The sequence below is a fragment of the Mycobacterium sp. MS1601 genome, assembly GCF_001984215.1.
Lineage (GTDB): Bacteria > Actinomycetota > Actinomycetes > Mycobacteriales > Mycobacteriaceae > Mycobacterium.
On sequence record NZ_CP019420.1, the window covers coordinates 738018 to 763023 of the forward strand.

Sequence of the window (25006 nt, forward strand, 5' to 3'; positions counted from 1 at the left end):
GACACTGGGAGTGTCCGCCTGCCGCCTAGCACTCTATACACGCGAGTGCTAGCGCTCAAGGCTTGGGTCTGCCTAAATCGATGAACAGATGGGCGGACACATCACCGACCATCTCGATGTCGACCGTGCGCGCGGTGAAGAACCAGCCACCGTCGTCGTGTCCGAAGGTGTCGGAGTACCGGCCCACCACGATGGGCTGCAACGGCACCGATTCGGTCTGCTGCACCACGCAGAAGGTGGATCGAGCCGATGCCGTATCCGTGGCGATCTCGATGATCGGATTGAGCACCAGGTGCCGGGTGCGCGGACTGTTGCCATGCTCGGGGTAGCGGCGGGTGGTGTTCGCGAAGAGCGTAGTGATGGCCTCGGCCCCCGCCACGCCCATGAAGGTGCCGCGCCCCAGCAGCTGCCCCACGGCGTCGAAATCGCCGGCATCGATCAGCTCGGCGTACCGGTACAGCAGCTCGGTGATCTCAGCCCTGTCGCTCAAGCCACCTGCCCCTGCACCACCGGCAGCCCCGGGTCGCTGGCCACCTCGAGTCGCGACGGCTGCGCTCCGGCCGCCAGCAGGTGCGCGGCGAACGAGGCGATCATGGCCCCGTTGTCGGTACACAGCCGGGGTCGCGGCACCCGCAGTGTCAAACCGGCTGCGGCGCAACGCTCTTCAGCGAGTTCACGCAGCCGGGAGTTGGCGGCCACCCCGCCTGCGATCAGCAGCGTGCCCACTCCGAGGTCGGTCGCAGCCCGCACGGCCTTCATGGTGAGTACGTCGGCGACGGCCTCCTGGAAGCCGGCAGCCACGTCGGCAGTGTCGAAGTCAGGGTGGCTCTCGACGTAGCGGGCGACGGCGGTCTTGAGACCGGAGAAGCTGAAGGCGTGCCGTTCGTCCTGCTGGCGGGTCATACCGCGCGGAAACGTAATGGCGTCCCGGTTGCCCGTCCGAGCCAGGTCGTCGAGCACCTTGCCGCCCGGGTAGCCGAGGCCGAGCAGTCGCGCCACCTTGTCGTAGGCCTCGCCCGCGGCGTCGTCGACGGTGGTGCCGAGTTCGAGGATGGGTTCGCCGAGAGATTTCACGTGCAGCAGGTGGGTGTGCCCGCCGGACACCAACAGGCCCACACTCTCGGGGAGCGGGCCGTGATCGAAGACGTCGGCGGCCAGGTGCCCGCCGAGGTGGTTGACGCCGTAGAACGGCACTCCCCAGGCGGCGGCGTAGGCCTTGGCGGCGGCCACCCCGACCAGTAGCGCGCCGGCCAGGCCAGGGCCGATGGTGGCAGCCACGACGTCGGGCCGCTCGATTCCTGCGGTGGCCAGCGCACGCCGCATGGTCGGACCCAGCGCCTCCAGATGGGCGCGCGAGGCGATCTCTGGGACGACGCCGCCGAAGCGGGCGTGTTCATCGACACTGGAGGCCACCTCGTCGGCCAGCAGTGTGACCGCACCGTCGGCGTCGAGCCGTGCGATGCCGACTCCTGTTTCATCGCAGGAGCTTTCGATTGCCAGGATGACTGTCATTCCGACTCCCCCACCGGTTCGCGGCGCATGGTGTAGGCGTCTGCGCCACTGCCTTGGTAGTAGCGCTTGCGTAGCCCGATCGTGGTGAATCCGGCCGTCTCGTACATGGTGATGGCCGCTACGTTGTCGGTGCGCACCTCCAGGAACACCGCCGCCTCGTCGGCGTCGGCGCGGGCCAGCAGTTCACCGAGCAGACGACGACCGATGCCGTGCCCCTGATAGTCGGGGTCGACGCCGATGGTGTGCACCTCGTACTCGAACGGCGGCCGGCTTCCCAACCGCGCGATGCCGGCGTAGCCGACCAGGTGACCGTCCGCCCGCGCGGCCACGTAATAGTTGTGCGCGGCGGCCAGTTCGTGCAGGAAAGCCCGCGCCGGCCACGGGTCGTCGCCGGGGAACAGGATTTCCTCCAGTTCGCCGCAGCGCTTGGCGTCCGTGCGGGTCAGGGGCTCGATCACGACGGTGTTCACCGCTTTGCCCGCTCAGCGAGGGTCAGGGCATCTGGCCTGCGCAGGTAGAGCGGCACCAGCGCCTCCGGCTCAGCAGACCAATCCGGCACGGCGGCAACCAGTCTCGCGGGTTCAGGATAGGTGGGTCCCAGCACCGGGAGGTCGAAAAGGGCGACCTGCTCACGCGAACCGGCGACCGCCGTCATACCGTCGGTGGGCACCTCGGTGGCCGGGCCCACGCTGGGGCCGTCGATGCGCACACCGTCGCGATAGCGCGCCCAGTACACCTCACGGCGGCGCGCGTCGGTGACCACCAACGTCCCACCGGCGGTGTGGCCGCCGATCCCGTCGAGGCTGCACACCCCGAACACCGGGATGCCCAGCGCGTGACCGTAGGCGGCAGCCGTGGCCATGCCCACCCGCAGTCCGGTGAACGGACCGGGACCGGTGCCCACCACCACAGCTTCGAGATCGGTCATCGCCAGGCCGCTGTCAGCAAGAGCAGCAAGCACATTGGGGGTCAGTGTCTCGGCGTGCGCCCGGGGGTCGACGGTGACGCGCGCAGCCAGGGTGACACCTGAGCGGACCACCGCGGCGGTGACGGCCGCGGTGGCGGTGTCGATGACGAGAACGGAAGGGGTCATGCCAGGCTCCATTGCCAGACCGCGGTGCGGGTGTCGGAATCGGACAGCCGCTCCAACCGGACATCGAGGTGCCGGTCAGACAGCCGCTCGGCCAGCCCCTCACCCCACTCGACCACCACCACGGCATCGTCGAGATCGGTATCGAGGTCCAACGAGTCCAACTCGGCCAACAGATCAGCGGCAGCATGGTCCAACAGCCGGTAGACGTCGACGTGTACCAGGGCGGGCGCTCCGGCGCGGCGGGCGCGGTGCAGGCGGGCGAGCACGAACGTCGGCGAGGTGACGGCTCCGTCGACGTCGAGCGCTTCAGCTATGCCCTTGGTGAGCAACGTCTTTCCCGCTCCCAGCGGACCCGACAGCACCACCACGTCGCCGGCGCGCAGATCGGCTCCCAGCCGTCGGCCCAGCGCCAGGGTGTCGTCCGGGCCGGCCAGTTCGGCAGTGCCTGCGGGTAGGTCAGCCACGGGTCCTCGTCCGTTCCCTGATGCGGCGGGCCAGCGCCACCAGCTTGCTCGGGGTGGCGCGGTTCACCAGTCGCACCAGCGCGTCGTCGATGGGGTCGGGCTGTTCCAGTTGCACCAGATGCCCTGCGCCGCCCACGATCAGCAGTTCGGCACCGGGCAGTGCGGCGACCATCTCCTCCGAGTGCTCCGGAGTGGTGAGCACGTCCTTGGAGCCACAGGCGATCAGCGTGGGGATCTTGGCCAGCACCGGCAGCGCCGCGGTCTCGTCGTGGGTGCCCAGCGCGTGCAGGAACCCGACCATGGTCTCGACGGGGGTGTCGTGGATCATCTCCTCGGAATACTTGGCCACGGTGGGGCTGACGTGCTCGTCACCGAACGACGCGGCCTGCAGCACCGGCGCCAAGATCCACCGCACCGCGCCGCGACCGCGATGCACCGTCCTGGGGGCATAGCGGGTGGCGAAGCGGGCGGCCTCCAACGCGGGATTCTGCAGGATCTCCCCCAGCGGCGAACGCGAAAGCCCTTCTGCGGCAGAGGAGATGATGGCGGCCCCGACGATGTGGGTTCCGTAGCGGCGCGGGAACTGCCGGGCGTGCGACAGCACCGTCATGCCACCCATCGAATGCCCGATGAGCACCACCGACCCCTTGGGTGCCATGGTGGCCAGCACCAGTTCGAGATCCTTGCCCAGTTGTTCCACGGTGTAGGTGTCCGGCGCCGCGGCACCGGAGCGGCCGTGCCCACGCTGGTCGTAGAACACCATGCGCACCTGATCACCCCACATGGTGCTCAGCTCGCGACGCTGAAAATGGAAGGCGCCCATGTTCATACAGAATCCGTGGGCGAACACCACCGTGACGGCGGCATCCTCGGGTCCGACCTCGCGGACCACGAGATCGACGCCGTCGGGGGTGGTGAGCACACCTCCACGATCAGTTTCCAGGAGCGCGAAATCCTCAGCGGTGTAGGGATCTTCGGGAGCCTTGCGGCGTGTCATCGACCGCGCCACCGAAGCGCCGGCCACCGCACCGACGGCGCCGAGGCCGGTGGCTCCGGCCAGCCAGCGTCCCCAGCGAGGCTTGCTCTGGGTCATGCGCCCACCCCGCGATAACGACGGAGTGCGCGGGCGCGTGGACTGGTGGCCACCTCGTAGTTGATGGTGCCCAGCATCTCAGCCCAGTCCTGTGCGGTCTGTTCTCCAGTTGTGCCGGGCCCGAACAGGATCGCCTCGTCGCCGACGGACACGTCGGCCGAACCGACGTCGACCACGAATTGGTCCATGCAAACGCGGCCGACGCTGCGGTGCCGGGTTCCGTTGATCAGCACCTCCATCCGACCCCCCAGGGCGCGGAAGATGCCGTCGGCGTAACCCAGCGGAATCACTGCCACGGTGGTGTCCCGGTCGGCCACCCAGGTGTGCCCGTAGGACACCCCGTCACCTGGTTTGAGCGACTTCACCAGCATCACAGGCGCTTTCAGCGTCATCGCCGGGATCAAGCCGAAATCTCCCCGGCTGGGGATGGGGCTCAACCCGTAGACGGCGATGCCCGGGCGCACCAGATCGAACGCCAGGTCGGGACGTGTCAGCGTGGCAGGTGAGTTGGCCAGGTGCGCCACCTCGAACTCCAGCCCTTGCCCCCGCGCGTAGTCCCGCATCTCGACGAACCGCTGCCGCTGCCGGTCGTTGACCGGACTGTCGGGGTCGTCACCGCACGCCAGGTGGCTCATGATGCCGCGCACCCGGATGGCGCCCTCGGCAACCGCATGTCGCAGTGTGGCCACCATGTCGGGAAACACGGAGGCGGCCACCCCGTTGCGGTTGAGTCCGGTGTCGACCTTGACGGTGACCGTCGCCGTCACCCCGGTGCCACGAACCCCGGCGAGCACCCCGTCCAGTTGCTCCTGTGAGGAGACGGCGAGCTGGACATCGGCGGCGATCGCCGGGGCGAAGTCGGTGCCCGACGGGTGCAGCCAGGACAGCACCGGCGCGGTGATGCCCTCGCGTCGCAGCGCCAGCGCCTCACCCACGGTGGTGACTCCCAGTTCAGCAGCGCCTGCGGCCAGCGCGGCCCGTCCCACCTGGGCCGCACCGTGGCCGTAACCGTCGGCCTTGACCACGGCCATCACCGCGGCCGAACCGGCATGTTCGACCAGCACCCGCACGTTGTGGGCGATCGTATCCAGGTCGATCAGCGCGGTCGGGGTGGTCACGGGGGTCTCGGTTGTATTCACCGCCGTCGATTGTCCCAGACGGGTCAGTGTGCGAAGTGCTGCGTGTCGTCGAAGGTGCCCTGCGGTTTGAGCTTGTCCAGCTTCTCGAGCACCTCGATCAGGTCGTCTTTGAGCGCACGGGCCAGGTCGGTGGAGAAGCCCTCACGGACCACCACACGCAGCACCGCGACGTTCTCGGCGCCCTCGGGCATGGTGTACGCCGGGACCTGCCAGCCGTAGGTGCGCAGCCCCGCGGAGACATCGAATTCGGTGTAGCCGAAGTCACCGGCCAGCCGGAACGCCACCACCGGGATGGCCGACCCGTCGGAGATCACCTCGAAGTGCTCACTTTTGTCCAGCTCGTCGGCCAACCAGCGTGCGGTGCCCGACAGGCAGCTCATCACCTGGCCGTAACCGGCTCGTCCCAGCCGCAGGAAGTTGTAGTACTGGCCCACCACCTGGTTGCCGGGCCGGGAGAAGTTCAGGGTGAACGTCGGCATGTCACCACCGAGGTAGTTGACCCGGAACACCAGGTCCTCCGGCAACGCATCGGCATTGCGCCACACCACGAATCCGATACCGGGATAGGTCAGGCCGTACTTGTGCCCGCTGACGTTGATCGAGGCCACCCGCGGGAGGCGGAAATCCCACTCGATCTCCGGGTGCAGGAACGGGACCACGAACCCGCCGCTGGCGGCGTCGACGTGAACCGGGATGTCCGGGCCTCCGTCGGCGGCCAGCTTGTCCAGCGCGGAGCAGATCTCGGCGATGGGTTCCAGCTCGCCGGTGTACGTGGTGCCCAAGATGCCCACGACGCCGATGGTGTCCTCGTCGACGTGGTCGCGAACCTGCTCCGGGGTGATGACGTACCGGCCCTCCTCCATGGGCAGGTAGCGCGGCTCCACGTCGAAGTAGCGGCAGAACTTCTCCCACACCACCTGGACGTTGGACCCCATCACCAGGTTCGGGGTGCGGCCTCTCCAGTTCTTGCCGACGCGTTCCTTCCACCGCCACTTCAGCGCGAGTCCGCCGAGCATCACGGCTTCGCTGGACCCGACGGTAGAGACCCCGATGGCACTGGACGGGTCGTCGTCACGCAGGTTCTCGGCATGGAACAGGTCCGCCACCATGCAGACACACCGCTGCTCGATGGCGGCGGTGGCCGGGTACTCGTCCTTGTCGATCATGTTCTTGTCGAACGTCTCGGCCATCAGCTTCTCGGCCTCGGGATCCATCCACGTACTCACGAACGTCGCCAGGTTCAGCCGGGAGCTGCCGTCGAGCATCAATTCGTCATGGATGAACCGGTAGGTCGCGGTGGGTTCCATCGACTCGTCGGGCAGGCGCAGCGCCGGAATCGGTGCGGTGAACATCCGTCCGGTGTAGGCCGGAGTGATGGATGACGACGCGCGATTGATGTGCGGCATGGTGTCCTTTTCTCTAGAGGCCGGCGATCGACGTACGAAGGTGAGCAAGGATGCCCGACGCCGAGGTGGGCGCGGGTTGTGGACCTGGATCAGCGGCGGAAAGCCCGGCGGCGCGGGCGTGAACGTACGCGCCTGCGGCGGCGGCCTCCCCCGGCGGCAGGCCCGATGCCAGCAATGCGCCGATGACGCCGGACAACACGTCCCCGGAGCCGGCGGTGGCCGCCCAGGACTGACCGGCCGGGTTGAGGTACACCCGTCCCGCGGGTTCGGCGATGACGGTGACATTGCCCTTGAGCAGCACGGTGACACCCAGCTGCTCGGCCAGCCATCGGGCGGCGCCCATGCGGTCCTCGCCCGGGGCACGGCCTGCCAACCGTGTGTACTCCCCGGCGTGCGGGGTCAGGACAGTCGGGGCGGTGCGCCCCGCAACCAGCTCCGGGTGCGCGGACAGGATGGTCAGCGCGTCGGCGTCGGCGATCACCGGCAGGTCGGTCTCCAACGCGAACATCAGGGCTCGCGCCCCGTCCTCGTCGGTGCCCAAGCCCGGGCCCACCACCCAGGACTGGACCCGCCCGGCGGAGGCCAGGTCCTTGGTGGCGATGACTTCCGGCCAGTGTGAGACCACCTCGGCCGCAGCGGTTCCGGCGTAGCGCACCATGCCAGACGTGGCCGCCACCGCGGCGCCGGTGCACAGGATGGCCGCTCCGGGATAGGTGGCCGAACCGGCCAGGATGCCCGTGACACCCTGGCTGTACTTGTCGTCACTGCGGCCGGGGATGGGCCACCGCTGTCGGACGTCGGCGGCCTCCAAACCCAGGATGTCGGTGTCGGGGAGGTCCAGACCGATGTCGACGAGGTCGACCCGGCCGCAGTCGGCCAGCGCGTGCACGGGTTTGAGGCCGCCGAACGTCACGGTGAGCGCGGCGTGGACGTACGGTCCCGAGGTGGCGCCGGTGTGAACATCGACGCCACTGGGGATGTCCACAGCGACGATCGGCACGGTCACGGTGTCGAAGATCGCCGCGGCGTTTTCCCGCAGCGGGCCGGAGCCGGAGATGCCGACTACCCCGTCGATCACCAGATCGGTTGTCGGCGAGATGGTTTCGACTGTTCTTCCGCCAGCTGCCCGGAACGCCCGCAAACCCTTGGCGTGGGCCTTGTCGGGGTTGAGCAGAATGGCTTCGGCCGCGACGCCGCGCCTGCGCAACAGCGCTGCCGCCCACAGCGCATCGCCGCCGTTGTCCCCGGAGCCGATGACCGCGCTGACCTTGCGGCCCGCGACACCACCGGTACGCCGGCGCAGCTCCCTTGCGATCGCGACGGCCAGCCCGGTGGCGGCCCGGCGCATCAACACCCCGTCGGGCAGGGCGGCCAACAACGGCGCCTCGGCGGCACGGATCGCCTCAGCGGGGTAGTAGTGCCGCATCATCCTCAGTCTCGTCGGCGAGTTCCTGCTCTGATCGGCTCAGATTACGTCCTCGATGTGCGTGACGTCCCGAAGGCATGTCGAACCGACGCCCCGAAAGGTTCACCCGCCGCGGCGGGATCCGGCACGGTGGATCAGCAACCGATGCTCATATCGCTCGGTGGCGTACACCGTGGTCGCAATCTCCAGTGGCACGCCGTCGATGTTGCGGTAGACCCTCTCGACCCGTAGGGTCGGGCGCCCGGCCTGGGTGTACAGCAAATCGGCAAATGATTCAGGCAGTGCGATGGCCGTCACCGTCTCCTCGGCACTGGCCACCGGACCGGCAATCTCTCCCACCGAAGCCACGATGGTTCCGGGCACCCGGCCATGCGGAATTCTGTCCTCGGACACCAGCATGTTGCCCAAGTCGGGCGGCAGGATGATCTCGGTCAGAGCAAATGGGTTGGTATCGACCCACCGGCGCACTGTCAGCCGGGCCACCACGGGAGTGGCGAGCTCGAGACGGTCGGCGTCGTCGGGCGCGCGGGTCAGTGCCAACGGCGTCACGACCTCCATCTCGGTACCGCTCCACTGTTCCAACGCCTCGATCGAACCCGTGGACCGCACCACCCGGCCGGCCCGCGGACGGCTGGTGGGGAATGTGCCTTTGCCGCGGACCCGGTAGACGAGGCCGTCTCCCACCAGCTCCTGGAACGCCCTGCGCACGGTTTGCCGGCCCAGCCCGTACTTCAACATCAGTTCGGTATCGGTCGGTAGAGCCTTCTCCGCTCCGTACAGTCCCGCTTCTATTTCGGCAGCCAGCGCCAACGCGAGCCGACGATATCCCGGCAAGTCGGCATCGCCCTGGAATTCGCCAGCGGTCACGGCTGCGAGCCTAGCTGAACACAACGGCGATGAGGGCAAATAGTCGGCACTTTTATCAAACTTGGCCTCGCGCCACGGCTCTCCGGCGAACGCTCGAAGCCTGGGAGAGTGCGGGGACCGCTTAAGTGCCGACTCTTTGACCCCACAGCGTCGGCCATTTTTCACCAGTAAGGTCCTTCACCAACCTGCGTAAATGCCCAGCTCATCGGGGATTTTTGGAGAATCTGACACATCATCGCTGTGCCTCATGACACTCTTCTATCACCAGGTGAGTCTTGCCATAGTCAAAGTGCCGTGCATATTGTGTGGCCTGGTTTGCATCCTCGAAGACGAGATCACACAGGGAAGGTGCGCGCGTGGACACAACAAAGACAGGGGCACCGCCGAGCCGCGCCCGCGTCGCCGTCGCCGTCGGGATCGGCAACTTCATGGAGTGGTTCGATTTCGCGGTCTACGGGTTCTTCGCGGCGATCATCGGCCAGCTGTTCTTTCCCCCGGACACCTCGCCGTTCGTCGCACTGCTCTCGTCTCTGGCCGTCTTCGCGGTCGGATTCGTCATGCGCCCGCTCGGCGGTTTCGTCCTGGGGCCACTCGGTGACAGGTACGGTCGCCGTACGCAACTGGCTGTCTCGGTTGTGGCCATGGGTGCGGCAACAACACTGATCGGCGTACTGCCGGACTACGCATCGATCGGAGTGGCGGCACCGGCCCTGCTGGTCGTGTTGCGCTGCGTGCAGGGTCTGTCCGCCGGCGGCGAGTGGACAGGTTCGGCGGCCTTCCTCGTCGAGTCCACCCCGGCGAATCGGCGCGGCATCTTCGCAAGTGTGGTGTCCGGGACCGCAGCGCTGGCCACGATTGCCGGCAGCCTGTTCGCACTGTTCCTGAACTCGACACTCACCGAGGCACAGATTCTCGACTGGGGCTGGCGGGTGCCGTTCCTGATGGCCGCACCACTGGCAATTGTCGGTCTCTACATCCGGTCCCGGCTCGACGAGACACCGGTGTTCCAACATCTCAAGGCGCAGAAAGAGACTCAGAAGACTGACCGCCTCGAGCCGTTCCGCGGATTTCGCCGCAATCTCAAGCCCATCTTGTTGACCTTGGCGATTGCCGCCGTCCAAGGTCTCGGCTTCTATTACCTGGCAACCTATGTCGTCAACTATCTGGTCGCGACCGTGGCACTCGACCGCGGCACCGCTCTCGGCCTGGCCGCCGCCGGCCTGGGCGTCTACATGTTCTTGTGCCCCGTCGCCGGCGCACTGTCGGACCGGTACGGCAGGCGCAAACTCAACATCCTCGGCACCGTCGGCTACATCATCCTGCCCTTCCCGGTGTTCATGATGATGTCGGGCGGGCAGAGCCTTGCCGTCGTCGCCGGGATCAGTATCCTCAGCCTCGCCCAATGTCTGGTCAGTGTCACCACTGTCGTCATGCTGGTGGAGCTGTTCCCGGCATCGACCCGGGCTTCCAGCAGCGCACTCGGCTTCAACTTCGCGCTGGCATTCATCGCCGGACCGGGGCCGTTCATCGCAGCCTGGATCGCCGGAGCCACCGGTAGCGCCGTGGCTCCGGCCGGCTACCTCGTACTCGTCGCGGCCATTGCACTGGTGTTCATCGTCAAATGGCTGCCCGAGACGGCTGGCCGCGACATCGCCGCCGACCACGATCATGCAAATCCCGGCGGCTCCGGCAACTTAGCCGCTGAAACGCTTGGGACGAAAGGGCACAGCTGATGACCTCAGACCTCTACACGGTGACCATCGTCAAGTACGGTGAGCGGTCCACGGTGCGCTCGGACGTCTACCTGAATCACCACATCTACGGCGAGGCCGACGGTCCGATCGGCATGGACTACTTCTTCTGGGTGGTCCAGAACGCCGAGCGGACGATCATCGTCGACACCGGCTTCTCGAAACAGGGAGGCCAGATACGCAACCGCACCTTCGGTATCGAGCCGGCGCGCGCCTACGCAGCGCTGGGCGTGGATCCCGCTACCGCACCCGACGTCGTGGTGACCCACGCCCACTACGACCACATCGGCAATCTCGACATCTTCCCAAGATCGCGAATCCTGATCTCGCAGGAGGAATTCGACTTCTGGACAGGCCCACTGGCCGCCCGCAAACAGTTTCACCACTCGGTTCAGGACGAAGAGATCTCCGCTCTGGTCGCGGCCGAGAAGCAAGGACGGGTGACGACGTACTCGGGGACCCTGGAACTGGCACCCGGGGTCAGTCTGCTCGAACTCGGCGGCCACACACCGGGTCTGAGCGTCGTGCTGGTCGCGACGGACGAAGGAACCGTGCTGCTGGCATCCGACGCCCTGCACTACTACGAGGAACTCGAGGCCGATATGCCGTTCGCGTTCGTCGCCGATCTCCCGGCGATGTACACAGGTTTCGATACCATCAACGAACTGGTGTCCTCGGGGCGTGTGGCACATCTGGTGTCCGGTCACGACCCCGACACTCTGTCAAGATTCAAACCTGTCACCGCCGGAGAACTCGCTGGGATCGCGGCCACGATCGGGTCACCCGCATGACGGCCGTGCCCGCCACCGCCGGACGGTTTGCCGGTCGCACCGCCGTTGTCACCGGGGCCGCATCCGGTTTGGGTCGCGCATCCGCGCAACGCCTTGCTGCCGACGGCGCCAACGTCATCGCCGTCGACCTCGACGGTGCCGCAGTCGAAGAGCTGGCCGCCACGCTGCCCACCGAGTCCATCGGCGTCCGAGCGGATATCTCCCAAGCCGCCGACGTCGAAACATACGTCAGCGCAGGACTGGAACGATTCGGTCACATCGACTTGCACCATCTGAATGCCGGCATCTTCGGTAGCTTTGCCGAACTCCCCGATCTGCAGGTCGAGGATTTCGAGCAGGTGATGGCAGTCAACGTGCGCGGCCAATTCCTCGGGCTGCGAGCAGCATTTCGCCTCTATCGCAGCCAAGGCACCCGCGGATCGATCGCGGTGACAGCATCGATTGCCGGACATACCGGTTCGGCCGACCTGTTGCCTTACCAGACCTCGAAACACGCCGTAGTGGGGCTGGTTCACGCAGCAGCGGTCTACGGCGGGCCACTCGGCATCCGCGTCAACGGCGTGGCACCAGGGATCGTGCCCACCGAACTGTTCGCGTCGGCCGCCGCCGCCTCGGGCGGCAAGAACGACATGGTGCGCCGCGCCTCGACCACGCCGCTGCGGCGCGCAGGAACCGCAGCCGAGATCGCCGGCGTGGTGTCGTTCGTGTTGAGTGACGACTCCTCGTACATGACAGGTGAAATTCTCGCGGTCGACGGCGGCGCCTCGATAGTCAACACGGTGCGCCCATCCGGAGGCGCCGGCGCGTGGGACACCGTGGCCGTCGATGGCAATCTCTACGGGAAGGAGTGGGGCCGATGAGCACCAAACCGGCGAGGGTCGGCTTCATCGGGCTGGGAAACATGGGTGGTCGTATGACGGCGTGCCTGACCCGCGCGGGTATCGACGTACTCGGCTTCGACACCCGGCCGGGAGCTGCCGAGGAAAGAGGTGCCACCAGCGCAGCCACCGCAGCCGCAGTGATAGCCGGATCCGGTATTGTGATGCTCTCTCTTCCCGACAGCAAAACCGTTGAGACAGTGATCTATTCAGATCCAGATCTCCTCGCATCGGTGCGCCCCGGGCAAGTGGTTGTCGACCTGTCCACGTCGGCACCGGAGTCGACCCGAAAAATCGCCGCGGACTTCGACTCCCGCGGAGCACGCTACCTCGATGCCGGAATCTCAGGTGGCGCAGCAGCAGCCGAGAAGGGCACCCTCACACTGATGGTCGGAGGGGACACCGACGCACTCGATGTTGCTCGTCCCACACTGGAACTGTTCGCCACCAAGATCTTCTGGTGCGGGGACAGCGGCGCCGGGCACACCGTCAAGCTGCTGAACAACTTCCTCAACGCGGTGACGCTCTCGGCGACAGCCGAAGTCATGGTCGCGGCCAAGAAGGCCAACCTGGACCTCGAGACCGTCCTGGACGTCATCAACGCCAGCTCGGGGGTGAACTTCGCGAGCTTGAATCGCTTCCCGAAGATCATCCACGGCGACTATCTCGAGGGCGGTCTGACCAACACCCTGATGCTCAAAGACGTTGCGCTGTATCTCGATCTGGTGGCGAGACTCGGTGTCGCCAGCCTGAACGCGCCGGGCCCGGTAGCCGCCTTCGGTCTGGCTCGCCAACTCGGCTACGCCGATCAGATCAGCAACACCGTCGTCGACGCCATCGGCGACGTCTCAGGAGGGATCCGACTACACCAACCCAAGGGAGACCCTTCGTGATCATCACGACACCCCAATCACAGGCCGGCAACACAGGCAAGCCGGGTTCGCAATTCACCGGTACCGCGTATCCGTATCTGACCATGCCGGCCACCGACGGCGTCACCATCAACACCGTCAACTTCACCCCAGGAGCCCGGACCCACTGGCACTCCCACGAGCGCGGCCAGATTCTCCAGATCCTGGCCGGCCGCGGCCTCATCCAGGCCGCGGGTGGACCCGTGCACGAACTGCGTGCCGGGGACACCGTATGGGCGCCCCCGGGGGAACGGCACTGGCACGGCGCCGCACCCGACAGCTACATGGTGCACACCGCGATCTCTCTCGGTGTCACCGCGTGGGAAATCCCGGTGACCGACGACGAATACACGACACCCGACAACCAGGAGACACAACAGTGACAAGCGAAGGCTCCCATGAAGCCAGCTACCAGCGCGGAATCTCGATCCGGAAGGCGGTACTCGGCGAAGCCCACGTCCAGAAGTCGCTCGACGCGGTGAGCGACTTCTCCCGGCCCATACAGGAATTGGTGTCGGAGTACTGCTGGGGTGAGGTCTGGTCACGCGAGGGCATCGACCGTAAGACCCGTTCCATGCTGAACCTCGCGATGCTGACGGCACTCAACCGTGGACACGAACTGGGAGTGCACGTCCGCGGAGCGATCAACAACGGTGTGACACCCGCCCAAATCCAGGAGGTGCTCATCCAGTCCGCGATTTACGTCGGAGTGCCGGCCGCACTCGAGTCGTTCCGCGTCGCAGAACGAGTGTTGAAAGAGATGGACATCGATGTCTGAGGCCTCCGCGGAAACGCTGACGATCGGGTTCATCGGACTCGGCAAGATGGGCGGCCCGATGGCTGCACTGCTGGTCGGCGGCGGACACCGGGTTCTCGGTTTTGATGTCTCTGCCCACGCACTCGGGCTCTTGGCCGAGGCCGGCGGCACGGCAGTGCATTCCGCAGCCGAGGCAGCGGCCGCCGATGTGGTGGTGTTGATGCTGCCGGATTCCGATGTCGTCACGGCCGTGCTCCATGACGACGCGGTACTCGCCGCCCTGACCGTCGACAGCATCGTCGTCGACATGAGTTCCTCCGAGCCGCTGCGCACCCGGGAACTCGCCGAGGAACTGGCCAAACACGGCGTCCACCTCGTCGATGCCCCCGTCTCGGGAGGTGTCCGCGGCGCGGAAACCGGTCAACTCACCATCATGGTCGGCGGCGAGATCGACATCGTGGAGCGGATAAAGCCAGTGCTGCAGCTACTCGGCAAGCCCACCCGGGCCGGTGCTGTCGGGGCGGGCCACGCAGTCAAGGCGCTCAACAACCTGATGTCGGCTACCCATCTATGGGTGACGAGCGAGGCTGTCATCGCCGGACGCGAGTTCGGCCTGGACCCCGAGGTGATGCTGGCGATGTTCAACACATCCAGCGGACGCAGCGGGTCGACCGAGAACAAATGGCCCAACTTCATCCTGCCGGGCAGCTTCGACTCCGGATTCGGCCTGCAGCTGATGCTCAAGGACATGAGAATCGCGACGGCGCTGGCCAAGGCAGTCGGAATCGAATCACTGCTGGGCGACAAGGCCGTCGAACTGTGGAGCCGAGCTGCCGACGATCTCGAATCGACCGCAGACCACACCGAGATCGCTCGGTGGATCGCAGCGGCCTCACACGCCACCGATCACTGAGCCCGAATACAACCGCGAGGAACCGCAAGATGGCACTGACACCACACCAACAAGAAGTCAAGGACGAGTTCATCCGCGTTCGCGGCACGTGGAGCGATCTCTGGGAGAGCATCCTGCGACTCGACCCTGCCTTTCTGCAGGCCTACACCACCTTCTCGTCCGTGCCGTGGCGCAGCGGCCACAATCACCTCGACGACAAGACCAAGGAACTGATCTTCATCGCGGTCGACGCCGCCGCGACACACATGTACGCCCCAGGGGTACGACAGCACATCAAGGCCGCCTTCGTCGCCGGCGCGACTCCAGCCGAGATCATGGAGGTCATCGAATTGACCTCCACGCTGGGTATCCACGCCATGAACATCGGTGTGCCGATCCTGGCCCAGGTACTCCTCGAGAAAGGGCTGCGGACCGGACCCGGGCCGCTGGATGCCAACCAGGAACGGATCAAGACCGAGTTCACCGAAAACCGCGGCTACTGGCATTCCTTCTGGGACGAGATGCTCGAACTCGATCCCGACATGTTCGAGGCATACACCAACTTCTCGAGCGTGCCCTGGAAAACCGGGACACTGTCGCCCAAACTCAAGGAGTTCGTCTACATCGCATTCGACACCGCAGCCACCCACCTGTACGTCCCAGGTTTGAAATTGCATATCGAGAACGCGATCGGATACGGCGCGACAGCAGGCGAGATCCTGGAAGTGATGGAGATCGCGAGCGTCATCGGCATCCACGCCGCCACCACCGCGGTACCGATCCTCATCGAGGAAGCCGAGGCAGCGGGGATCGCACTCACCCCGCCCGGCTCCGGTCAGCCGGCGTCCGACCAGAACCGGCGCGCACGCTCGGCGATCTGACACGGATACTCGCCGTTGATCGCATGTGAGGCATCCGGCCACACCTCGATTTCGCCCTTCCGCAACAGCTTTCGTGCATTACTGGCGGCGCGCTCGGCCCGCACGACCACGCTGCGGCCACCCAGCAGCGCCAGCACCGGGATATCCAGGCCCCGCAACTGCGCATCGGTGAACCTCGTGGGCGCCGGAAGCCTCAGCACAAAGTCATTGGTGGCGGCGCTGATCAAGTCGGCCGCCGGCGCCGCCTCACCGATATCCGATCCGCCGGCGATCCAGCTCAGCAGGCGACGCCGGACCCAGTGCGGCACACCGGGAACCACCATCGGGATCGAGGCAGCCAGCATCGGCACGGGAATGCGGTCGAACGTCATCGCCGGGTCCAACAGGACAAGTGTCGCAGCGCGGCCAGGACACCGGACTGCATAGTTGACCGCCGCCCAGCCGCCGATAGAGATGCCGCACAGATGCAGGCGCTCGAGACCCAATCCGGCGAGCGCCTGATCGAGCCAACACGCCTGATCGGCGGCATCGACGATGGGTGCGGTCTGCACCGACAGGCCCGGCTCGCCGAGCAGGTCCAGGCAGTACACGTCGCGGTGTTGCAGCAAGGGCGGCAGATTGGTGCCGTACACCGGGGTGGGTCCGTTGCGTCCCGGTAGCAGCAGCATCGGGGTGCCCGCTCCCCCGGCGAACCGGTAGATGCGCACCGTTCCGAATCCCGTCGGCACATCGTGGATCTCGGCGATCTGCGGCATCGCCGCACAACACGCGCGGTAGTGGCGCAGGAAATGTGCGAAGGCCTGCGCGCTGCGGAAGTGGCCGATGTCATCGGCGCCGGCGATGCGTACGTCAGGAACGTTGAGGTCGATGGGGGCGAGTCTAGACTCTGGGCATGGTCTACGGCATGCCCCCATATCAGCCAGTGGCCCCTGCACCACGCAAGCCACCGATTTCCGGTGTGGATCTGGGCATCTCGATCACCGCGATGATCCTGACGGTCGTCTTCGCCGCATTCGCCGCTTTCATCGGGGTGTTCATGTTGGCGTTCCTGGACACCTGCCCGCCGGCAACGTGCAGCGTCGAGGGTGCCATCGGCTCGGTCGGCGGCACCCTGCTGATCACCGCCGTGACAGGCGTTGTCGGGATTACCTTCACCATCGTGCAGCTGATGCGCCGTAAGCAGGCCTGGCCCATCGCGGTGGGAACGTTCGTGGCATGCGTGGTGATCTGCGTCGTCGGGATCTACGTCTTCGGCGCAGCCGTGGGCGCCGAAGACGGCTGGCTGTTCAGCTGATCCGCCCCACGGCTACTCGACGGTGACGGACTTCGCCGATCCGCCCCACGGACTCCTGCGCTGGGGCTCATACTTCGCCCCGCTCCGTCGTCCTCGGGCTACTCGACGGTGACCCTACGCCGATCCGCCCCACGGACTCCTGCGCTGGGGCTCATACTTCGCCCCGCTCCGTCGTCCTCGGGCTACTCGACGGTGACGGACTTCGCCAGGTTGCGCGGCTTGTCCACGTCGTACCCACGCGCCTGAGCCACCGCCGCGGCGAACACCTGCAGCGGAATGGTGGACAGCAGCGGCTGGAAAAGTGTTGACACCGCCGGGATCTCGATGAGGTGGTCAGCGTATGGCCGTACCGTCTCGTCCCCCTCCTCGGCGATCACGATGGTCAGCGCGCCGCGCGCCTGGATCTCGCGGATGTTGCTCAGCAGTTTGGAGTGCAGCATCGCCGCGCCTTTGGGTGACGGCATCACCACGATCACCGGCAGGCCGTCCTCGATCAGGGCGATCGGGCCGTGCTTGAGTTCGCCGGCGGCGAAGCCCTCGGCGTGCATGTAGGCGAGTTCCTTGAGCTTCAACGCACCTTCGAGCGCCACCGGGTAGCCGACGTGGCGACCCAGGAACAACACCGTGGACGACGGCGCGAACCGGTGGGCGATCTCGTTGACCGGACCCATCCGCGTCAACACCTCGGACACCAGATCCGGCATGGCTTCGAGCTCTTTGTACTCGCGCAGCACCTCGTCGGGGTACTTGGTTCCCCGCGCCTGCGCCAGTGCGAGGCCGACGAGGTAGTTGGCCGCCACCTGCGCCAGGAAGGTCTTGGTGGACGCCACGCCGATCTCCGGCCCGGCGCGGGTGTAGAGCACCGCGTCGCATTCACGAGGGATCTGGCTGCCGTTGGTGTTGCAGACGGCCAGCACCTTGGCCTTCTGCTCCTTGGCGTGACGCACCGCTTCGAGGGTGTCGGCCGTCTCACCGGACTGACTGATGGCGATCACCAGGGTGCTGCGGTCCAACACCGGGTCGCGGTATCTGAATTCACTGGCCAACTCGACCTCGACGGGCAGCCGGGTCCAGTGCTCGATGGCGTACTTGGCCAGCAGCCCCGAGTGGTACGCCGTGCCGCAGGCGACGATGAAGACCTTGTCGATCTCGCGCAGTTCTTGATCGGAGAGGCGCTGCTCGTCGAGCACGATGCGGTTGTCGACGAAGTGGCCCAGCAGCGTGTCGGCGACCGCCGCGGGCTGCTCGGCGATCTCTTTGAGCATGAAGTACTCATAGCCGCCCTTTTCGGCGGCAGCCAGGTCCCAGTCGATGTGAAAGGGCCGGTAGTCGACGTTCGGATCGCCGGTGAAGTCGGTGATGGTGTAGCCGTCGGCGGTAATGACCACGGCCTGGTCCTGGCCCAGCTCGACAGCCTCACGGGTGTATTCGATGAAGGCAGCGACATCGGAGCCCACGAACATCTCACCCTCGCCGACACCCACCACCAGCGGTGTCGAGCGCCGGGCGGCGACGATGGTGCCGGGATCGTCGGCGTTGGCGAACACCAGGGTGAAGTGGCCCTCGAGCCTGGGCAACACGGCGTAGACCGACTGCACGAAGTCGCCGGCGGTGGGCCCGTCGTGATACGCCCTGGCGACCAGGTGCACCGCGACCTCGGTGTCGGTGTCGCTGGCGAACTCGACGCCCGCGTTCTCCAGCTCCTTCCGCAGCATCGCGTAGTTCTCGATGATGCCGTTGTGGACGACCGCGATCTTGCCTGCCGCGTCGCGATGCGGGTGAGCATTGCGGTCGGTGGGACGGCCATGGGTGGCCCAGCGAGTGTGACCGACGCCGGTGCTGCCTTGCAGCGCCGCGGTATCGGTTTCGGCGAGCGCCGCTTCCAGGTTGGCCAGGCGCCCCGCGCGCCGGCGGACTGTCATCCCGCCCTTACCGTCGAGCAGCGCCACACCGGCGGAGTCGTAGCCGCGGTACTCCATCCGGCCGAGCGCGTCGACGACGACGTCGCGGGCGTGACGCGTACCCACGTATCCGACGATTCCGCACATGAGGTACCAGGGTAGTGCAGTCGCCCTTGTCCCCTGTTCCGGAAACACGCGCTATAGGGTCTAGGCGTGGCCAGCACGAAGAAACTCTTCGCCAAACTACGTCGGCGCGGACCTCACCGCGTTCTCCGCGGTGACCTGGCCTTTGCCGGTCTACCAGGGGTGGTGTACACCCCGGAATCCGGTACCAATCTGCCGGGCGTCGCATTCGCCCACGATTGGCTCACACCGGCACACAGCTATGCGGGCACACTGGAACATCTGGCGTCCTGGGGAATCGTCGCCGCCGCCCCGGACACCGAAAAGGGGCTGGCCCCGTCGGTACTGAACCTGGCCTTCGACCTGGGCACCACCCTCGACATCATCTCCGGAGTCCGCCTCGGACCCGGCCAGATCAGCGTGCACCCGAACAAGTTGGGGGCCGCGGGCCACGGGTTCGGCGGATCGGCGGCGGTGTTCGCCGCGGCCGGCGCCCCGTCCCGGATCAAGGCCGTTGCTCCCCTGTTTCCGTCGGTGACCTCGCCGAAGGCCGAACAGCCTGCAGCCGGGTTGGCCGCGCCCGGACTGATACTCACCGCACCGGGCGATCCGATGACCCTGCGGTCCAACGCCGTGGAATTGTCCCGGGCATGGCCGGCGGGGACGTTGCGGCTGGTCAGCGGCGGCAAGGCCGGTGGGTTGGTGGAAGGCCGCCGGTTGGCCCGCGCCGTGGGCCTCCCGGGTGCGGACACGAGCACCCAGAAGATCGTCCGGGCGCTCCTGACTGGGTTCCTGCTGGCCGTACTGGCCGGCAACAGGGACTACGCCGACTTCGCCGACCCCGAGGCAGTGCTGCCGAAGACCGAGCACGACGATCCCACCGAGGATCCGGTGGACCTCGAGAACAAAGTGGTCGCCCTCCTCAAGCCCTGACGCGGCTTCTATCAACCAACTGGTTGGGTGTATAACTCGTTCATGCGCACAGGCATCTTCATGAGCTACTCGGGCGGCTTTCGCCAGGCCGCAGAACAGGTGGTCGAGTTCGAGAAGCTCGGCGTCGACATCGCCCTGGTGGCCGAGGCCTACTCCTACGACGCGATCAGCCAGCTCGGGTACCTGGCGGCCAAGACCTCGACAATCGAACTGGGCAGCGGCGTAGTGCCGATCTACACCCGCACGCCGACGCTGTTGGCGATGACGGCCGCCGGGCTGGACTACGTGTCCGACGGCCGGTTCCGACTCGGCATCGGCACCTCAGGCCCCCAGGTTATGGAGGGCTTCCACGGCGTGCCGTTCGACGCCCCGATGGGGCGCACCCGCGAGGTCGTGGAGATCTGCCGGCAGGTGTGGCGCCGCGAGAAGGTGAACTTCAACGGCAAGCACTACCAGGTGCCGCTGCCCGCCGGCCAGGGCACCGGCCTGGGCAAACCGCTGCGCCTCATCAATCACCCTGTGCGCGAAAGTATTCCGATCACCATCGCTGCTCTCGGACCAAAGAACGTGGAGCTGTCCGCAGAGATCGCCGACGGTTGGCAGCCGGTGTTCTTCTACCCCGAGAAGGCCGACTCGGTGTGGGGCGAGTCGCTGCGCGCCGGTGCTGCCAAGCGGGATCCCGCACTGGGCCCGCTGGATGTCGTGGTGTCGGCCAGCCTGGCGATCGGCGACCATGTCGAAGACCGATTGGCCTGGGCCAAACCACAATTGGCGCTCTACATCGGCGGCATGGGTGCTCGTGGGCAGAACTTCTATCACAAACTGGCCACCCGCTACGGCTACGGCGCCGAGGCCGATCACATCCAGGATCTGTTCCTGGCCGGCCGCAAGGAAGACGCCATCAATGCCGTGCCAGATGACCTGGTGCGCAACGTCTCCCTGGTGGGCCCTGTGTCATTTGTGAAGGAGCGGCTGGCCGCGTTCGCCGAAGCCGGGGTGACCACGATGCTGGTACACCCGCTGGCCGCCGAAGACCGAGAGGCCGTCGGCTTCGTCGAGCAGCTGGTGGCGCTGACATCCTGAACCCGGCTACCACGAAGGCGCCGGGGATCATCACGGTGCACCAGGCCCGACAGCGGCCGGTGACGTAGACCTCGCTTCACACGACGATGCCGATCTTGCCGAGATCGGCCTCGTAGAAACGCAATTGCGTGGGTTTGCCCCAGCCACAATCGCGGTACCGGCCACACCGATGGCCGCCACTCTGCCGCTGTCGCCGGCAGCGCGGACCCGAACAGCCCCTCCATGTCCGGATGGCCCGCCCACCCCACTCATTGAGTGATCCACATCTCCCCGTTGTTGTCACGTGATTGACACCACATCTGCGACTGTATACATTTCTTCTCAATCGTCGACATGGAGAAGAAATGGCATACCAAAGCGCAGCAAGCAGGATTGCCGGGCAGCTCCGCATCGAGATCCTGCACGGCGAGATCGCACCCGGGTCGCGACTGTCCCAGCTGAGCATCGCCGAGCGTTTCGGCGTGAGCCGTATTCCGGTCCGCGATGCCATCCAACTCCTGGCCAGCGAGGGCTTGCTCCATCCGACGGCCAAGGCCACCGCGATCGTCACCGGCATGTCGGTGCACGAACTCCAAGAGCTCTACGAACTGCGCGAAGCGGTCGAACCACTCGCCACCCAGATCGCCGTGCCGAACGTCGGCCGCGCCGACATCTTGATGATGCGCAGGCAGATGGAACTGATGGAGTCCACCACCGAGGCGCCGATCTGGTTGTCCGCCAACGCCGAATTCCATGCCGCCGTGTACAAGCGGGCCAGCAGACCACGGATGATCGAGATTGTCGAGCAGCTCCGTCGCCTCACCGACCGGTATCTGTACATGCATCTGGAGGTGATCGGACAAACCGATCACCTCCACGCCGAACACGTCGGCATCATGCGCGCTGTCGAGAGCGGCGACGCCGCCCTTGCCGCCAGGCTCACCCGCGAACACCTGGCCACCTCACACGATTTCATCCTCTCCTACCTACTCGAACACCCGACTGCCGGCGGCGATGAGGTCATCAGCTTCCACGACGGCGGTCACAAAGAACCCGCACCCGGCGCAAAGAAGCGGCGGGGCGCTCAAATGAAGGGAACAGAATCGTGAACGGTCTGGGACGCCGGCTGACGGCCGCCGTGATAGCCGCCTCGACAGCGGTCGCGATGTCCGGGTGTGTCTCCCGGCCCGATTCGGGCGGAGCCAGTGGTGACGGCGGAACCATCCGCTTCACCTTCGCTCCCGACCCGGTTTGGGACTACATCACCGACCAGGGAATTCTCGCCGAAATGGAGCAGGAGTCCGGGATCAAGATCGAAGCGTCGTCCACCTGGGATGAATTCGGTGTCTTCGCAGGAGGTCACGCCGACATCGTGTCGTCGGCCTCCTATGAGGTGCCGGTGATCGAAGAGGAAACCGGTCGCGACACGATCATCATCGGCAAGTACAACATGGACCGCAGCGTCATCATCGCCCGCGCCGACAATCCGGCGAACACCCTCGCCGACCTCAAGGGCCAGGACATCTCGGCCTTCACCGCGGTCTCGGCCACGCTGGTGTGGGGCGCCTACGCCAAGAAGCTGCATGACGTCGACTTCCGTTCCGGTGGAGGCGATTACAACATCGTCGTCTCGGATCCGCAGCAGCAGGCCGAGCTCGTCGAGAAGGGTGAGGTAGCGGCATGCGTCTGCCTGCCCGAGTTCGCCGCGCCCGGTTTGCGCAGCGGCGAGCTGAAGGTGCTCTACGACGGCAAGGCCTCCTCGGACATGTATTCCGAACTCGTCGTCGAAGGCCACCAGGGGCCCATGATCAACGTCTTCCTCGCCGGCTCGGAGTGGGCCGAGGAGAACCCGGAGCAGGTCGAGTTCTTCCTCGACGTCTGGCAGCGTGGGCTTTCCGAGTGGGAAGCCAACAAAGCCACCATCATCGAGACCTACCCGCAGCACTTCGCCGTCGAGGCGCCTGAGGACATCGCATTCGTCCAGAACTACGTCGACGACCACGACTGGTTCGTCCGCGACATCCGGTTCGACCAGGCCTGGGCCGACAACGAGTCAAAGGTGTTCCCGCTACTGCAGGAGACCGGGTTCATGGACCAGGATCAGGCGCTGCCGAAGTTCCGTCCGTCCGAGCAGGGCGGCGCTTCGTGACCGTCACCACCGACAGGTCCGCCGCGGCGGACACCGCCCCCGACAAGGGGGCGGTGCCCGCCCGCCGGGGCGGTGGCGTGGCGCGGCGGGTCGGTTTGGCCCTCGTCGGTTATGCCGCATTGCTGGCAGTGTGGTCGTTCTGCTCGCTGGTGATGTTCACCGAGTACGTATTGCCCGCACCGTGGACCGTCGGCGCCGAGATGTGGCATCTGGCCGCAGACGGCACCGCCTTTGTCCAATTCGGTTCCAGCATCGTGAAAATCGCACTCGGATTCGTCATCGGCACCGTCATCGGTGTGCCACTGGGCCTGCTGATGGGCCGGGTGCGCTACCAGAAGTACTTCTGGCAACAGCCCATGCTGGTGCTCGGAAATGTGCCGGGTCTGGCCTTCGCGGTGTTCGCACTGATCCTGTTCGGCATCGGCGCCGTCGGCCCCGTCGTGGTGGTCGCGTTCGTCGCACTGCCCTACGTCGCCCTCAATGTCGCCCAGGGTGTCGAGGAGGTGGACCGCCGTCTCGTCGACATGAGCGCCGTCTACGGCCTGGGCCGCGGCGAGATCGTCAAGTCGGTCTACCTGCCCTCGGTGATGCCATTTCTGTTCGCCGCCCTGCGCTACGGCTTCGCCATGGCCTGGAAGGTGGAGGCGCTGACCGAGGTCTTCGGCGGGCGCAGCGGCATCGGATTCATGATTCGCCAGTCTTATCAAGAGTTTTCGGTTGCCGGCGTCTTGGCCTGGACCGGGTTCTTCGTGATCTTCATCCTGTTGATCGAGCGAGTGTTCCTGGCCGGCCTGGAGCGACGGTTCTTCGCATGGAGAGGTGGCCGCTGACATGAGCGCACCCGTCACAGACCGCCCGGCGACGGTCACCCCCCGACGCTCGGCGGCGCCCAGCCGGCTCACCGGCCCCTTTGGCGCCAGTCTTACCGCCGCCGCGGTGTTCCTGGTGTTCTGGCAGCTGGTCGGCATGTTCAGCGACCGCATTCCCGGCCCGGCACCCGTCGTCCAAGCGGCCATGAGTGAGATCGAGCGCGGAGAGTTCTTCTACAACTTCGTCATCAGCATGCAGCGGTTCGCCATCGGCATGGTGATCTCCATCGTGCTCGGCATCGCCATCGGTATCGCCATCGGCTCTTTCCGCACCTTCGACCACTTGTTCGGCGACGTAAACTTGGTGGGCCTGGCGATCCCGGCAGTCATCTGGGCGTTGTTGTGCGCCATGTGGTTCGGTTTTGCCGACACCGCACCGATCGTCACGGTGATCCTGTCGGCCGTGCCGTTTGTTGTGGTGAACGTGGCGGCCGGAGCACGGTCCATTCCTCCTGCGCTGCTGGACATGTCGCAGTCCTATGACGTGCCTCCGGCACGCCGGTTGCGCCACGCCGTCCTACCGGCCCTGACCGGGTACATGGTGGCCGGCATCCGCTTCGGTGTCATGTCCGGTTGGAACGGCCTGCTGCTGTCGGAGTGGTTCGGCTCCGCCGACGGCGTGGGGCACCGCGCCCGTTACTGGTATGACGCCAACCAACTGCCAGGATTTGTCGCCTGGATCGCGTTCTTCATCGTCTTCATGGTGCTCACCGACCGGGTGCTACTCGAACGCCTCTCACGGCGGGCATTCCGTTGGCGCGACGGTGAGTCGACGCCGGGCGAGCCCACCGCGGCCGCCCCGTAACCCCATCAT

General features: G+C 66.2%; 27 protein-coding genes. 15 read left to right on the forward strand and 12 right to left on the reverse strand.

What is annotated here, in order from left to right; genetic code table 11:
* Positions 1-55: 55 nt before the first annotated feature.
* The 10 genes from BVC93_RS03440 to BVC93_RS03485 all read right to left on the reverse strand — a co-directional run bounded on the left by BVC93_RS03440 (position 56) and on the right by BVC93_RS03485 (position 9000).
* Entirely contained in the window at positions 56-490 is a 435-nt protein-coding gene (locus BVC93_RS03440; RefSeq protein ID WP_083735952.1) for a nuclear transport factor 2 family protein, read from the reverse strand.
* On the reverse strand, positions 487-1512 hold the full coding sequence (gene tsaD / locus BVC93_RS03445; protein WP_083735953.1) for a tRNA (adenosine(37)-N6)-threonylcarbamoyltransferase complex transferase subunit TsaD: 1026 nt from the start codon (positions 1510-1512) through the stop codon (positions 487-489). Before tsaD ends, BVC93_RS03440 begins: the two co-directional genes overlap by 4 nt.
* The gene (gene rimI, locus BVC93_RS03450; RefSeq protein WP_083735954.1) at positions 1509-1982 is read right to left on the reverse strand and encodes a ribosomal protein S18-alanine N-acetyltransferase; all 474 of its coding nucleotides are present in this window, start codon (positions 1980-1982) and stop codon (positions 1509-1511) included. Before rimI ends, tsaD begins: the two co-directional genes overlap by 4 nt.
* A complete protein-coding gene (gene tsaB, locus BVC93_RS03455; RefSeq protein WP_083735955.1) occupies positions 1979-2605 on the reverse strand; it encodes a tRNA (adenosine(37)-N6)-threonylcarbamoyltransferase complex dimerization subunit type 1 TsaB in 627 nt (208 codons plus the stop codon). Before tsaB ends, rimI begins: the two co-directional genes overlap by 4 nt.
* Complete coding sequence (gene tsaE, locus BVC93_RS03460; RefSeq protein WP_083735956.1) at positions 2602-3069, reverse strand: tRNA (adenosine(37)-N6)-threonylcarbamoyltransferase complex ATPase subunit type 1 TsaE; 468 nt, start codon at positions 3067-3069, stop codon at positions 2602-2604. The genes tsaB and tsaE overlap by 4 nt, the downstream gene beginning before the upstream one ends.
* On the reverse strand, positions 3062-4162 hold the full coding sequence (locus BVC93_RS03465) for an alpha/beta fold hydrolase (protein WP_083735957.1): 1101 nt from the start codon (positions 4160-4162) through the stop codon (positions 3062-3064). Before BVC93_RS03465 ends, tsaE begins: the two co-directional genes overlap by 8 nt.
* Entirely contained in the window at positions 4159-5280 is a 1122-nt protein-coding gene (gene alr, locus BVC93_RS03470) for an alanine racemase (RefSeq protein ID WP_236950231.1), read from the reverse strand. The genes BVC93_RS03465 and alr overlap by 4 nt, the downstream gene beginning before the upstream one ends.
* Positions 5281-5324: 44 nt before the next feature.
* Entirely contained in the window at positions 5325-6707 is a 1383-nt protein-coding gene (locus BVC93_RS03475; RefSeq protein ID WP_083735959.1) for a glutamate decarboxylase, read from the reverse strand.
* 13 nt (positions 6708-6720) lie between these two features.
* Positions 6721-8133 carry an NAD(P)H-hydrate dehydratase gene (locus BVC93_RS03480; protein WP_083740768.1) on the reverse strand — a complete coding sequence of 471 codons (1413 nt, stop codon included), beginning with the start codon at positions 8131-8133 and terminating at the stop codon, positions 6721-6723.
* Between the two features lie 102 nt (positions 8134-8235).
* On the reverse strand, positions 8236-9000 hold the full coding sequence (locus tag BVC93_RS03485; protein WP_157516753.1) for a GntR family transcriptional regulator: 765 nt from the start codon (positions 8998-9000) through the stop codon (positions 8236-8238).
* Positions 9001-9356: 356 nt separating this feature from the next.
* On the opposite strand from BVC93_RS03485, the gene BVC93_RS03490 reads away from it, so the two are divergent.
* Genes BVC93_RS03490 through BVC93_RS03525 form a run of 8 tightly spaced genes read left to right on the forward strand, consistent with a single transcriptional unit; the run spans position 9357 to position 15861 of the window.
* Positions 9357-10733, forward strand: coding sequence for an MFS transporter (locus BVC93_RS03490; protein ID WP_236950232.1), 1377 nt, complete (start codon positions 9357-9359; stop codon positions 10731-10733).
* On the forward strand, positions 10733-11542 hold the full coding sequence (locus tag BVC93_RS03495; RefSeq protein ID WP_083735961.1) for an N-acyl homoserine lactonase family protein: 810 nt from the start codon (positions 10733-10735) through the stop codon (positions 11540-11542). The genes BVC93_RS03490 and BVC93_RS03495 overlap by 1 nt, the downstream gene beginning before the upstream one ends.
* Positions 11539-12402 (forward strand): SDR family NAD(P)-dependent oxidoreductase, encoded by an 864-nt coding sequence (locus BVC93_RS03500; protein WP_083735962.1) that lies wholly within the window; start codon positions 11539-11541, stop codon positions 12400-12402. Before BVC93_RS03495 ends, BVC93_RS03500 begins: the two co-directional genes overlap by 4 nt.
* The gene (locus BVC93_RS03505) at positions 12399-13313 is read left to right on the forward strand and encodes an NAD(P)-dependent oxidoreductase (RefSeq protein ID WP_083735963.1); all 915 of its coding nucleotides are present in this window, start codon (positions 12399-12401) and stop codon (positions 13311-13313) included. The genes BVC93_RS03500 and BVC93_RS03505 overlap by 4 nt, the downstream gene beginning before the upstream one ends.
* Positions 13310-13714, forward strand: coding sequence for a cupin domain-containing protein (locus BVC93_RS03510; protein WP_236950233.1), 405 nt, complete (start codon positions 13310-13312; stop codon positions 13712-13714). The genes BVC93_RS03505 and BVC93_RS03510 overlap by 4 nt, the downstream gene beginning before the upstream one ends.
* Positions 13711-14109, forward strand: a complete 399-nt coding sequence (locus BVC93_RS03515; protein WP_083735964.1) for a carboxymuconolactone decarboxylase family protein — start codon at positions 13711-13713, stop codon at positions 14107-14109. The genes BVC93_RS03510 and BVC93_RS03515 overlap by 4 nt, the downstream gene beginning before the upstream one ends.
* Positions 14102-15001, forward strand: coding sequence for an NAD(P)-dependent oxidoreductase (locus BVC93_RS03520; protein WP_083735965.1), 900 nt, complete (start codon positions 14102-14104; stop codon positions 14999-15001). Before BVC93_RS03515 ends, BVC93_RS03520 begins: the two co-directional genes overlap by 8 nt.
* 29 nt (positions 15002-15030) lie before the next feature.
* The gene (locus BVC93_RS03525; RefSeq protein WP_083735966.1) at positions 15031-15861 is read left to right on the forward strand and encodes a carboxymuconolactone decarboxylase family protein; all 831 of its coding nucleotides are present in this window, start codon (positions 15031-15033) and stop codon (positions 15859-15861) included.
* Here the strand turns inward: BVC93_RS03525 and BVC93_RS03530 are convergent.
* Complete coding sequence (locus BVC93_RS03530) at positions 15816-16775, reverse strand: alpha/beta fold hydrolase (protein WP_083735967.1); 960 nt, start codon at positions 16773-16775, stop codon at positions 15816-15818. The two genes, BVC93_RS03525 and BVC93_RS03530, sit on opposite strands and share 46 nt — an antisense overlap.
* On the opposite strand from BVC93_RS03530, the gene BVC93_RS03535 reads away from it, so the two are divergent.
* Entirely contained in the window at positions 16766-17155 is a 390-nt protein-coding gene (locus BVC93_RS03535) for a hypothetical protein (RefSeq protein WP_083740771.1), read from the forward strand. The genes BVC93_RS03530 and BVC93_RS03535 overlap by 10 nt on opposite strands.
* A 182-nt stretch (positions 17156-17337) precedes the next feature.
* On the opposite strand, the gene glmS is transcribed toward BVC93_RS03535, so the two are convergent.
* Positions 17338-19203 (reverse strand): glutamine--fructose-6-phosphate transaminase (isomerizing), encoded by a 1866-nt coding sequence (gene glmS, locus BVC93_RS03540; RefSeq protein ID WP_083735968.1) that lies wholly within the window; start codon positions 19201-19203, stop codon positions 17338-17340.
* Between the two features lie 66 nt (positions 19204-19269).
* Between glmS and BVC93_RS03545 the strand changes: the two genes are divergently transcribed.
* The 6 genes from BVC93_RS03545 (at position 19270) to BVC93_RS03570 (ending at position 24997) form a co-directional block, all read left to right on the forward strand.
* Complete coding sequence (locus tag BVC93_RS03545; RefSeq protein ID WP_083735969.1) at positions 19270-20112, forward strand: dienelactone hydrolase family protein; 843 nt, start codon at positions 19270-19272, stop codon at positions 20110-20112.
* A 42-nt stretch (positions 20113-20154) separates the two neighbouring features.
* Positions 20155-21195, forward strand: coding sequence for an LLM class F420-dependent oxidoreductase (locus BVC93_RS03550; RefSeq protein WP_083735970.1), 1041 nt, complete (start codon positions 20155-20157; stop codon positions 21193-21195).
* A gap of 344 nt (positions 21196-21539) precedes the next feature.
* Positions 21540-22283 (forward strand): GntR family transcriptional regulator, encoded by a 744-nt coding sequence (locus tag BVC93_RS03555; protein ID WP_083735971.1) that lies wholly within the window; start codon positions 21540-21542, stop codon positions 22281-22283.
* Positions 22280-23323, forward strand: coding sequence for an ABC transporter substrate-binding protein (locus BVC93_RS03560; RefSeq protein ID WP_083735972.1), 1044 nt, complete (start codon positions 22280-22282; stop codon positions 23321-23323). Before BVC93_RS03555 ends, BVC93_RS03560 begins: the two co-directional genes overlap by 4 nt.
* Positions 23320-24153 (forward strand): ABC transporter permease, encoded by an 834-nt coding sequence (locus BVC93_RS03565; RefSeq protein ID WP_083735973.1) that lies wholly within the window; start codon positions 23320-23322, stop codon positions 24151-24153. The genes BVC93_RS03560 and BVC93_RS03565 overlap by 4 nt, the downstream gene beginning before the upstream one ends.
* Before the next feature lies 1 nt (position 24154).
* Positions 24155-24997 (forward strand): ABC transporter permease, encoded by an 843-nt coding sequence (locus BVC93_RS03570; RefSeq protein ID WP_083740772.1) that lies wholly within the window; start codon positions 24155-24157, stop codon positions 24995-24997.
* The last annotated feature ends 9 nt before the right edge of the window (positions 24998-25006 follow it).